9 protein-coding genes and 1 other RNA gene are annotated in these 11341 nt (G+C 52.6%); 4 read left to right on the top strand and 6 right to left on the bottom strand.

The window, feature by feature from the left end:
* On the top strand, positions 1-831 hold an 831-nt coding region (locus ACL9RG_RS11975; protein ID WP_422792838.1), incomplete at its 5' end, for an autotransporter outer membrane beta-barrel domain-containing protein.
* Between the two features lie 168 nt (positions 832-999).
* Here the strand turns inward: ACL9RG_RS11975 and ACL9RG_RS11970 are convergent.
* Complete coding sequence (locus ACL9RG_RS11970; protein ID WP_422792837.1) at positions 1000-1860, bottom strand: NmrA family NAD(P)-binding protein; 861 nt, start codon at positions 1858-1860, stop codon at positions 1000-1002.
* 112 nt (positions 1861-1972) lie between these two features.
* Between ACL9RG_RS11970 and ACL9RG_RS11965 the strand changes: the two genes are divergently transcribed.
* Positions 1973-2914, top strand: a complete 942-nt coding sequence (locus ACL9RG_RS11965; protein WP_422792836.1) for a LysR family transcriptional regulator — start codon at positions 1973-1975, stop codon at positions 2912-2914.
* 73 nt (positions 2915-2987) lie between these two features.
* Here the strand turns inward: ACL9RG_RS11965 and ACL9RG_RS11960 are convergent, their stop codons facing one another.
* Genes ACL9RG_RS11960 through ACL9RG_RS11940 form a run of 5 tightly spaced genes read right to left on the bottom strand, consistent with a single transcriptional unit; the run spans position 2988 to position 10046 of the window.
* Entirely contained in the window at positions 2988-5015 is a 2028-nt protein-coding gene (locus ACL9RG_RS11960) for a CocE/NonD family hydrolase (RefSeq protein WP_422792835.1), read from the bottom strand.
* On the bottom strand, positions 5012-6664 hold the full coding sequence (locus ACL9RG_RS11955; RefSeq protein WP_422792834.1) for an ABC transporter ATP-binding protein: 1653 nt from the start codon (positions 6662-6664) through the stop codon (positions 5012-5014). The genes ACL9RG_RS11960 and ACL9RG_RS11955 overlap by 4 nt, the downstream gene beginning before the upstream one ends.
* Positions 6661-7503 (bottom strand): ABC transporter permease, encoded by an 843-nt coding sequence (locus tag ACL9RG_RS11950; RefSeq protein WP_422792833.1) that lies wholly within the window; start codon positions 7501-7503, stop codon positions 6661-6663. Before ACL9RG_RS11950 ends, ACL9RG_RS11955 begins: the two co-directional genes overlap by 4 nt.
* Positions 7504-7515: 12 nt before the next feature.
* Positions 7516-8463 (bottom strand): ABC transporter permease, encoded by a 948-nt coding sequence (locus ACL9RG_RS11945; RefSeq protein ID WP_422792848.1) that lies wholly within the window; start codon positions 8461-8463, stop codon positions 7516-7518.
* Positions 8463-10046 carry an ABC transporter substrate-binding protein gene (locus ACL9RG_RS11940; protein ID WP_422792832.1) on the bottom strand — a complete coding sequence of 528 codons (1584 nt, stop codon included), beginning with the start codon at positions 10044-10046 and terminating at the stop codon, positions 8463-8465. Before ACL9RG_RS11940 ends, ACL9RG_RS11945 begins: the two co-directional genes overlap by 1 nt.
* 328 nt (positions 10047-10374) lie before the next feature.
* Here ACL9RG_RS11940 and ACL9RG_RS11935 point away from each other — a divergent pair, with 328 nt between their 5' ends.
* Both ACL9RG_RS11935 and ACL9RG_RS11930 read left to right on the top strand, forming a co-directional pair.
* Positions 10375-10650 carry a CBU_0592 family membrane protein gene (locus ACL9RG_RS11935; RefSeq protein ID WP_422792831.1) on the top strand — a complete coding sequence of 92 codons (276 nt, stop codon included), beginning with the start codon at positions 10375-10377 and terminating at the stop codon, positions 10648-10650.
* Positions 10651-11057: 407 nt separating this feature from the next.
* Positions 11058-11153, top strand: a non-coding RNA gene (locus ACL9RG_RS11930) — RtT sRNA.
* The last annotated feature ends 188 nt before the right edge of the window (positions 11154-11341 follow it).

Below are 11341 nucleotides of genomic sequence, written 5' to 3'. Positions count from 1 at the left end.
GATGAAGACGGCGGCGCGTGGGCGCAATTGCTGGGTGCCTGGGATCATACCTCGGGTAACACCAATGCCACGGGTTATCATGCCTCGACCTATGGTGTGCTGTTAGGGCTGGATAATGCCTATGCCAATAATCTGAGAGTGGGTGTGGCGACCGGGTATACCCGCACTTCATTACGCGGTGACAGCAGTAGCAAAGCCGACAGCGATAACTACCATATTGGTGTTTATGGCAGCAAGCAGTGGGGCGCCCTCGCATTGCGCACTGGCACCAGCTACACCTGGCATCGCTTTGATACCACGCGCTCAGTTAACTATGGTTCGCAGTTCGATCGTGAGAAGGCCAAATATGGTGCGGGAACCGGGCAGGTGTTTGTTGAAACCGGTTATGGCCTGCAAACCGGCCCGGTACAATTGGAGCCATTTGCAAACCTGGCGTATGTAAATCTTAAAAACAATGGTTTTGATGAGAACGGCGGCGCAGCGGCCTTACATGGCGATAAGCAGCATACCGAAGCCACCTTATCAACACTGGGATTACGCGCCGACACGTCATGGCAGGCAAGCAAGCAAACCACGCTGGTGCTGCGTGGAGAGCTGGGCTGGCAACATAACTATGGCTATCTGGATCGCGGCACTGGATTACGTTTTGCCAGCGGTAACTCATCGTTCGTGACAGAAAGTGTCTCTGCCTCCCGCGATGGCGCGGTGATCAAGGCCAGTGTTGAAGCGTCAGTGAACAAAAACACCGCCTTATCACTGGGCTACGGTGGTTTGTTATCGCAGAATTACCAGGACAACAGCGTTAACGCGGGCATTACCTGGAATTTCTAATCACTCTTCATCGACATTGTTACAGGGAAGTCCGTATCTGCAATAAAGCTAAATATCCTTCCCTGAGCATCAGTATCCTGGAGAACTGGAACAACCTTGTTTAATTTGGGCTCAGATTGGCTATGACATAATTATATTCTATGTTTGCCAACACTGAGCCCCATGTTGCTAGCGTTGTTGCTCAACCAATTGCGCAATCACTTGTTCTAAACTGGTTGTGCCATACATCACCGTATCCGTCTCAAACTCAATCCAGCCTTGATTAAAGCCATCAAGCATCTGCATACGAGGCAGCGGATTTTTCATGCCTTGGCTGGTAAATAGATCGTGCCAGCTATCGCGTGGTACCACCTGCGTGGCAACGTTTTGTTGTAGCGCCAGCGCAAACGCATTTGCCACTTCGCGCGGCGTATAACGCTGCGGGCCTTCCAACTCGACAACGCGATGACCGTTTGATGTTTCAGTCAATAAAAACGCCGCCAGGCTGCCGATATCTTGCGTGGCAATCATTGGGAACGTTTGGCTGAGCGGTTGCAAGAAACTGCGATAAACCGACTCATCTCGCGCCGCCGCAACATCCCACACGGCGTTTTCCATAAACCATGCGGCACGTAATGCGGTGACTGGCATGGAGAGCGTGGCAAACGCCTGCTCAGCAGCACCGAGTTGATTGAGCAAATTGGGTTCGATAGCCTGCGCACCAATGGTCGATAGCAGGACCACTTTAGGTGGATTGGCGGCGGTAATGGCCGCAATGATATTAGCGATCAGTTGGTGTGTTTCAGGAAAACCCGGCGTTGGGTCGAAATTCGACGGCATTAAAATAAATACGCCATCGACCCCGGTAAAGGCTGTCGTTAACGCCGAAACATCGTGCAGTTCAGCCAAAGCTACGTCGCAACCGCGTTCACGCCATGTTTGCGCTTTTTGTTCATCGCGCAGTACGGCACGAACTTTATGTCCAGCTGCCAACAGTGTTTTTGCCGTTGCGCCGCCAACTTTTCCGGTAATACCTGTGATTGCATACATTGTCATTTCCTCATTGATAAACACTGTGCGAGCAGAGTAATGATTTTGTATCGTTGACTGAAACGACATTGACTCATATCTTAAGTGACGATTAATCATTAATGGTGGCGAGATGGCAATTGACGGACGCATGTTGTCGGGAATTAGCGTATTGGTGGCGGTAGTGGAAAGCGGTAACTTTGCCCGTGCGGCAGAAACGCTATCGATCACTCCCTCAGGCGTGAGTCGGGCGATATCGCGCTTAGAAAGCCGTCTTGGCGTGTTGCTATTACAGCGCACCACGCGCTCGGTGAAATTGACCGAGGAAGGGCAGCAATTTTACGCGCAGGTGATGCCGATGCTGACGTCAATGGAGGATGCTGCCGATGCGCTGTCTGATTCTCCGCATCAGGTTCGCGGGCGTTTGCGGGTTAATATCGACAGCTATTTTTCGCGCTTGATCCTGGCGCCACGTTTGCCAGAGTTTTTCGCCCGTTATCCTCAAATCAAGCTAGAGTTGATCACCCGTGAGCAGTGGGGCGATTTAGTCAGCGATGGCATGGATATCGCCGTACGCTTTGGTATTCCTCAGCCTTCCTCATTGGTCGCACGCCGTTTATTAGAAACCCGGGTAGTCACCGTCGCATCCCCTGATTATCTACGCCAACACGGCAGGCCCGCCACGCCGGAAGCGCTTAGTCAGCACAACTGTATTCAGTTTCGCGATCCGCAAACGGCGCGTGCCTTTGACTGGGAATTTCATCGCGGACGTAATGACCAAGGGCAGGGAGCAAAAGGCCAGCAAGTACTGAAAGTACAAACTGACGGAGGATTGCTGATCAACGATGCGGGTGTTTTGCACATCAGCTGCCTGTCTGGCGTAGGCATTGCGCAAATGTTTGAGCTAGGCAATGAACAGCAATTAGCCAGCGGTGAATTAATCGATTTATTCCCCGACTGGCCGGGAGAGATTTACCCGTTATATGCTTTTTATCCCTCAAGGCGCTTTACCCCGGCTAAAGTGCGGGTGTTTATCGATTTTTGTCTGGAGATTATTGGCGCGGATATTGGCTGAAGGTTTTAGCCTTTAACAAACCCGCCGAGCCTGGGCATAGGATCGGCGGGGCTTCATGTTGAATAATACCTATTTAACGAGCAATCCGTTCATGCCAGTACTTGGTGAACTCTTCCTCGCCATTGAGGCTGACTACCATATCGCCGCTGACAATGAAGTGGGTCAGATCACTGCGCATTTCTAAGGTGATCACTGCTTCAATTTGCCAGCCTTCACGACCGATTCTCATGGTTTGCGTCAACAGATAGCGAGCAGAAAGCGGGTCGGCATTACCGACGACCAGCTCGCGGCGCAGGTTGTGATCTACCGTCGTATCAATATCGTCAAAACGATAAACCCCTTCGCCAAACACGCCGCCTTCACCGTTGGTCACGCTGGTCCATTCATCGGTCAGGAAATCGTAACTGATTGAGCGGTCAACGCGGCCGGGTGTCAGCACGGTTTGTGGTGTCAACGCGGCGCTTTGTGGCTCTTTAATCGGGCCGTCAATGACTAACGGCTGATGGCACACGGGCAGAGAAAGCTGCGCGCTGTGGAGGTCCAGTGTCAGGGTTGCGGCCTCCGGCATCGGCCAGATCATCGGCCAGTAGGTGGTGGCCAGCGATACGCGAAGACGGTGCCCGGCTTCAAAGCGATGCGCGATGCCGTCTAACTGTATCGATACCCGGATTTTCTGCCCCGGCACCAACGGCACAGATTTATCATGCCCTTGCAAGTGACTCAGATTTAGCCAACCGTGAGTCACACGATTCACCGCACCTTCTGGCGATACGTCAGACAGTCGTACATAGAGCATGGCGGCAGGTTTATCGCTGCTCAGTTCCACAGAGAACTGCGGGAAGCCGAAAATAGACAGCGGTTCGGATAGCGGCTGACCGTCAAAGATCTCCGCATTACCGTCATCCACGCGCTGATCCGGCGGCGTTTCGCCCAGAACACCAGCCCCCATCCATTCGCCGGCCATCAGACCATGGTTTTGCGGTGAGCAGATGGAAATCACGCCAGCGTCAGCGCTGGGGGAAGCATTCAACTGTCCGCGGGTCAGCCAGCGAGATTCATCAGCCACGTTGCTAGCAGTGCCTTTATCAAAGCCTACCCACTGGCCTTTACTGACCGGACGTTGCGCCGATGGAGGTTGACTGTCTTGTAGCCAGGCTTGCACCATTGGGCCATCCATCGCGCCATTTTGTTCACCTTTCAGCCAGTGATCCCACCATTGCACCGCTTCTTGTAAGAAACCAATTGCCGGTTCTGGCGTACCATCTTGCGGATAAATATGCGCCCACGGGCCAATAATCGCGCGACGAGGTACTTGCAGGTTGTCCATCAGACGGAATACCGCGTTGCTATAAGCATCTGCCCAGCCGCCAATGGTTAACACCGGGCATTGAATGGCCGACCAGTCTTCGCACACGGAACCGTGCTGCCAATAGCTGTCGCGCAGCGGGTGTTCCATCCATAGCGCCGGGAAGAACGGCATGTTCTCCAGACGATTCAGCCACTCGTTGTACCAACCTTCGCCGACCAGAGCCGGGTCAGAAGGGCGACTTTGATAGGCCAGCATGATACCGCCCCACCATAGGTTATCATTGAGCAGGCAGCCGCCTTTGTAATGAATATCATCGGCATAGCGGTCGTCGGTAGAGCAAACGGTGATCACCGCTTTCAGCGCCGCAGGGCGACGAGCCGCCACCTGCAAGCCGTTGAACCCCCCCCAGGATTTACCCATCATGCCGACATTGCCGCTGCACCACGCTTGTTGAGTGATCCACTCAATCACTTCCAGCGCGTCATTTTGTTCTTGCAGCAGGTATTCGTCTTGCAACAGGCCATCAGATTCGCCGCTACCGCGCATATCTACACGGACTACCGCATAGCCATTACCGGCGAAATAACCGTGCATCGGTTCATCGCGGGTGCGGGTTCCATCGCGTTTACGATATGGAATGTATTCCAAAATGGCCGGAACCGGCGTGTCTGCCGCGCTATCCGGCAGCCATAAACGTGCGGCCAGGCGGGTGCCGTCACTCAGTGTGATCCACAGATGTTCAATGGTCGTCACTGCATGTGGGAACTCGGTAATAATACGTTTTGTGGTCATAGCGTGCCTGTCGAAGATGTCTTGTCGGAAGAAGAGGAGGAACGCAGCGTCAGCACGTCGTCCAGCCAGTCTGTGCGCATTTCTGGTACCGAGGTCAGCAGTTTTTCAGTGTAAGGATGCATCGGCGGACTGAACACCACGCGGGTATCACCACTGGCAACAATGTTGCCTTGGTACATCACCGCTACCTGATGGGCGATGCGCTTCACCGTGCCGAGATCATGGGTAATAAACAAGTAAGACAATCCAAGCTGCTCTTGCAGGCGGCGCAGCAGATTGAGCACTTCTTCGGCCACCAACGGGTCGAGCGCCGAGGTCGCTTCATCGCAAATAATAAGCTCTGGCTGAGCTGCCAGCGCACGGGCAATACAGACACGTTGCTTCTGCCCGCCGGACAACTCGCCCGGATATCGATCAATCAGCTTGAGCGGCAGTTCGGTCAGCTTGAGCAACTCTTCTACCCGAGTACGTACTTCGCGTTTATTTAGCCCAAAGTAGAACGCCACCGGACGGCCAATCAGTTCAAGAATGGTTTGGCGTGGGTTGAGTGCTACGTCCGGTAACTGATAAATCATCTGAATGCGGCGTAGCGTCTCTTTCTGTCGCTGTTGGTAAAGCGGAGAAAGCGTTATGCCGTCGAACTCGACGCGACCTTGCGTATCTGGCAGCAAGCCAACTAGCGCACGGGCGAGAGTACTTTTTCCGCTGCCTGACTCACCGATCACCGCCAGCGTTTTACCGCGTGCCAGCTGCAAGTTGACGTCATTGACCACTTTTTTGCCGTTATAGCCGGTACTCAATTGTTTAACACTCAGCAACGCCGCCGATTCTTCTGGCTGCGCGGTGGTCACCGCTTCAGTTACATGCTCCCGTTCGGCCACTAAACGGCGGGTATACTCCTCTTTTGGCGTATTGAGGATATGCTCGGTAGTACCGGTTTCCACTTCTTTACCGTGGCGCAGTACCATGATGCGATCCGCCAACTGTGCGACCACGGCTAAGTCATGAGTGATGTACAGGGCGGCGGTGTTGAACTCTCGCACCAGCTTGCGCAGCATCACCAGCACTTCAATCTGGGTGGTAACATCCAGCGCGGTTGTCGGTTCATCCATTACCAGCAAATCAGGTTTGCAGGACATGGCCATCGCCGCCATAGCACGTTGCAACTGCCCGCCGGAAAGCTGATGGGGATAACGTTTACCGATGTTTTCCGGGTCCGGCAAATCCAGCGCCCGGAACAGGGTAACCGCCCATTTTCGGCTCTCTTCCTGGCTCATTAAACCGTGGCGAATGGGGCCTTCGCACACCTGTTTTTCAATGGTTAACGCAGGGTTAAAGGCCGCCGCGGCGCTTTGTGCCACATAGGCTACCCGGCGTCCACGCCATTGGCGTTTTATTTTTGCCGGTTGGGAGACGATATCGGTGCCATCAACAATCACTTCACCGCCGCTGATACGACAGCCCTGGCGTGCATAGCCCAAGGCGGCTAAGCCAATGGTGGATTTCCCCGCGCCAGACTCACCAATCAGCCCGAGGATTTCACCTTTTGCCAGCGTCAACGAAATATCCTGCACCAGCGGCGAGCCGTCGAGCGTTTCGATGCGCAGCCCGCGCATTTCGAGGATCGGGTTTTGCTTGCTATCAGTCATGCTTCTTCTCCATGCGGCAGGCTGTTACGGGCCAACAGCCAGTCAACCACCAAATTGACGCCAATGGTCAGCAGCGCAATGGCTGCCGCCGGGTAGAGTGGCGCAAACTGACCGAAGTTAATCGCCTGCGCGTTGTCACGCACCATACTGCCCCAGTCGGCGTAAGGGGGTTGGATACCCAAGCCGAGGAAGCTTAATCCGGCGATAAACAGGAAGGTGAAGCAAAAACGCATACCGAACTCGGCCAGCAGCGGCGGCATAGCGTTAGGCAGAATTTCTTTCGTCAGCACCCAGCGCAGGCCTTCACCGCGTAGACGAGCGGCTTCTACATACTCTTGACAAACAATAGCTTGTGCCACTAAACGTGCGAGCCTGAAAACACGGGTGGCGTCGAGCAGGGCGATAGTCAGAACCAGAACCGGAATGGATGTGCCCATCACTGAGAGCACCATCAGGGCAAAAATCAGCACCGGGATCGACATGACGGTATCAACAATGCGCGACAGCACCACATCGACCCATTTGCCATAAATCGCCGCCGCAAAGCCGCTGATAATGCCGATGATGAATGACGCAATGGTAATGGTCAGCGCGATAGCAATAGTGGTTCTGGCGCCAAATAGGATACGAGACAGCATATCGCGTCCCAGACTATCCGTGCCAAATGGCGTTGCCGCCGACGGCAGCAGCCAGATATCGCCAACTTGTTCAGTTTCGCTATGCGGCGCAAGCCACGGGGCAAAAATAGCCGCCAGCAGATTCACCGCAATAATCACGATACCTATCCATGCTGAAAGCGGGATATTGCTGATAAATGAAGGTTTAAACGAACGATTCATGTTGCTCCTGCCTTAGCGCGAGTGGCGTAAACGTGGGTTACACCAAATCGCCAGCAAATCAGCGGTGGTATTGAGGAAGATATAGGTGCCGCCAAACAGCAATCCGCAGGCCTGAACGACCGGTAAATCACGCTTGGTAACGGCGTCAACCATATACTGGCCGATGCCCGGATAGACAAAGACTACTTCTACCAGGATCACCCCAACCACCAAATAGGCAAGGTTAAACGCGACGACGTTAATGATCGGCGCCAGCGCGTTAGGCAGGGCGTGAGAGACCACAATCCGCCAGCGTGACACGCCTTTTAACACCGCGCTTTCGATGTACGGACTGGACATGACTGCTGTCACCGAGGCGCGAGTCATGCGCAACATATGTGCCAACACCACCAACGTCAGCGTCAACATCGGCAGGGTGCAAACGTAAAGCCTGTCGAAGAAAGAAGAGCTGGGGTCAACCATCGCCAGACTTGGGAACCACGTCAGGCGAATGGCGAACGCGATCACCAATACATAGCCGACAAAGAACTCTGGCACCGAAATGCTGATGAGTGTCAGGGTATTCGCCAGCCGGTCGAAGATGGAGCCGCGCCAAATGGCGGACGCAATCCCCAGACCGACGGCCAGCGGAATGGCGATAATGGCCGCGTAACCGGCCAAAAATAGCGTATTGCCCAAGCGCGGCAGCAACTCGTTGCCGATTGGCCTGCCGTTGGCCAATGAGTTACCTAAATCGCCGTGCAGTATCCCGACCAACCAATGCAGATAACGCAGTACGGCGGGTTCATCGAGTCCCAGCTGTAAGCGAAGTGCTGCCACCGTTTCCGGCGTTGCGCTCTGGCCAAGAATGGCGGTGGCCACATCGCCAGGTAGCATTTCAGTTCCAACAAAGATCAGCAGTGAAACCAGCCAAAGCGTGCCTACGCCAAGCAGCACGCGTTGTAAAATTTTCTTCTTCATCATGCCTCCAGCCAGACGCGTTCAGCCAGACGACCACCCATGAAGTTGAACATCGGATGCGGTTTAATTCCGCCGACTTTTTTGTTAGCGGCATCCAAATAGTCGCCGAACAGTGGGATCATCGCGCCGCCGTTGTCGCGCACAATGCTTTGTAATTCTCCATAAATTTCGGCACGCTTACCGTCATCGAGCAGAGAGCGAGCTTGCAACAATAGGGCGTCGAACTTCTCATCTTTCCAGTGGGTATCGTTCCACTTTGCGGTGGATTGATAAGCGGTGGAGAACATTTGATCCGCCGTCGGGCGACCGCCCCAGTATCCCATGCTAAAGGGCGCTTTCATCCACACATCATCCCAGTAGCTATCGGCTGGCTGGCGTTTGATACTGACTTGAATACCACTTTTTTGCGCTTCCCCTTGGAATAACGCGGCGGCATCCAGCGCACCGGCAAAGGCGGCGTCAGAGGAAGAAAGCTCCAGTTTGAGGTCGGTTAAACCGGCTTTTTTCAGATAAAACGCAGATTTGTCTGGATCGTAAACGCGCTGTTCAAGGCTGTGATTGAAGAAACGGTCTGTTTTCGGGATCGGATGATCGTTGCCGAGAGAACCATAGCCGCGAAGCACCGTGTCGAGGATTTTCTGCCGGTCAATACCGTGTTTAATTGCCATACGCACATCGTTATTGTTAAACGGTGCGACGCTACAATCCATTAAGAAGGTGAAGTGCTGACCACCGGAAGAGCGCACAATATTCAGCGCTGGGCTGCGTTTGAGGAAATCGACAGTTTTGAAATCGACGCGGTTAATGGCGTGAACCTGTCCAGAGATCAAGGCGTTGGTACGCGCGGTAGGATCATTGATAACGATGACCTCTACGGCATCGACGAAGGCCCGGTCTTTTTTCCAGTAATTAGGATTACGTTTGAATAGCGAGCGAACGCCGGGTTCGTATTGATCAAATACAAAACCACCGGTGCCGATTGGGTGCGACCAGTCGGTGAAACCGTTTGGCACGACCAGCAAATGGTAGTCAGCAAGCAGGTACGGCAGGTCGGCATTACCGCTTTCCAGAGTGATAGCGATTTGGTTATCGCCTTGTTTGGTCAATGCGGTGATTGGCGATAATTGGGTTTTAATGGCGCTTTTGGTTTTGTCACCGCGATGTAAATTGATGGAATAAATAATGTCATCAACATCGAGTTTTTTGCCGTTATGGAATGTTACGCCATCTTGTAAAGTAAATATCCATTCAGCCGCGCCTGGTTTTGCTTCCCAACTGGCAAAGAGTTCAGGAATAGCTTTATTATTTTCATCAATTTCAACCAGACCGTTCATCAGCATATATGCCTGATTTAAAGGAACCCAGTCGCTGAATAATGTAGGATCTAAAGAATCACTGGTGTTACCCCCTGACATTCCCAGTTTTAATGTGCCACCTTTTTTCGGTTCAGCGGCAAATGCAGACAGAGGGGAAAGACCATATGCGGTGGTAATACCCACAGCAGCAGCACTGGTAATAAAACCACGGCGGCTAAGTTTTGCATCCTGCATTAATTGCGTCAAAGCGGAATTTTTATCTTTCATCTAATTATCTCCGGGGTGGCGAAAACCTGTTATCTCCATCGCCTTACGAGATGTCTCTGCATTGACCACGTTCATCCGCCTGAAACACTTACTGAGGTAAGCTTATCGGGGTTTGTTCGCCGGCTGCCTTGATTCAACGCGAAGGGCACAGAAGATAGGTGCAGGTGAAAAAAGGAATAATTTATATTTATTGCTTACTGATTTATATCAAAACATTCTGATGCATTTGCATGAGAATTTATCATGAGAGTATGCAAAAAATGCGCGGCAGAACAGCCCGAAACGCTTTATTTTTCCTGTATCTGAATTCAGCGAAGGGAAATAACCGTTGGACTTTCATACCGTGATTGGCTTAATTGGCGTCTTCTGCTATCTGCTGGCTTATGCTCTGGTGCAAATGCGTAAGCTAGCGGTAGATGCTGATATTTACGCCTGGCTTAATATTATTGGCGGTGTCTTTGGTCTCTACTCTTTGAGCCATGATTTTAATTTGGCGTCTTGTATTTCCCAGTCATGCTGGTTGTTATTTACTTTAATTGGGATGAGGGCGGCGAGGAAACGCCGTTATTTAGAGAAGAATAAAATTCCGGAAATTGAGATTTAAATCACAGATAAAAATTGGGTTTTTTATTGCAATTTTTGTTTTTAAATTAAATTTCAAAGCTTTTGAGGTCAAGGTCAAAACCGTGGGCGTCGGCCCACACCGACCAAGGGAGGCGTAAACGCGCCTCCCTTGGAACCCTGCGTTTTTCCTGCTGTAAGATCGAGACTTCGCAGGTTGAGATGGCCGTGTTTCAGGCACTTCTGTTCTCACCGCAAAATGTCGCCGCTTAGGCGGTGCCTTCGCTACAGGCTCGAGCCTCAGGTCTCGAACCATTTGCTCAGCGCCATTTTTGAGCGCGGTTTTGAGGCTTCTCAACCGTTCCTTTTCAGTGAAATTAAGATTTGTTTTGCGAATGGAATGAAACGGTTCGGTGTAAATGCCAGTAGGCCGCACTCAGAAATGACGCCGAATGAATGGTTCGAGACCTGAGGCTCGAGCCGAGCGAAGCGAGACAGCGTTGCGTAGCAACGACCCGAAGGGCGAGGCCAGAGGCCGAGTAATCCTGAAATTAGGGAACCGCCTAAGCGGCGGCATTTCGCGGCGATCACCGTGGTTACTGAAACACGTCCATTCTTACCAGCGATAGCACGCAGTAAAAAAAGCGCGGGAGTCCAGAGGGCGCGCGCTTACGCGCCTTCTGGGCCGGTGTGGCGGCAGCGCACGGCTTTGACCTTGCCCTTAAAGATTGAAA

It is taken from the genome of Rouxiella sp. Mn2063 (assembly GCF_049319665.1).
Lineage (GTDB): Bacteria > Pseudomonadota > Gammaproteobacteria > Enterobacterales > Enterobacteriaceae > JBMOUD01.
The sequence above is the reverse complement of the archived record's forward strand: the minus strand, read 5'-3'. Positions and strand labels throughout refer to the sequence as shown.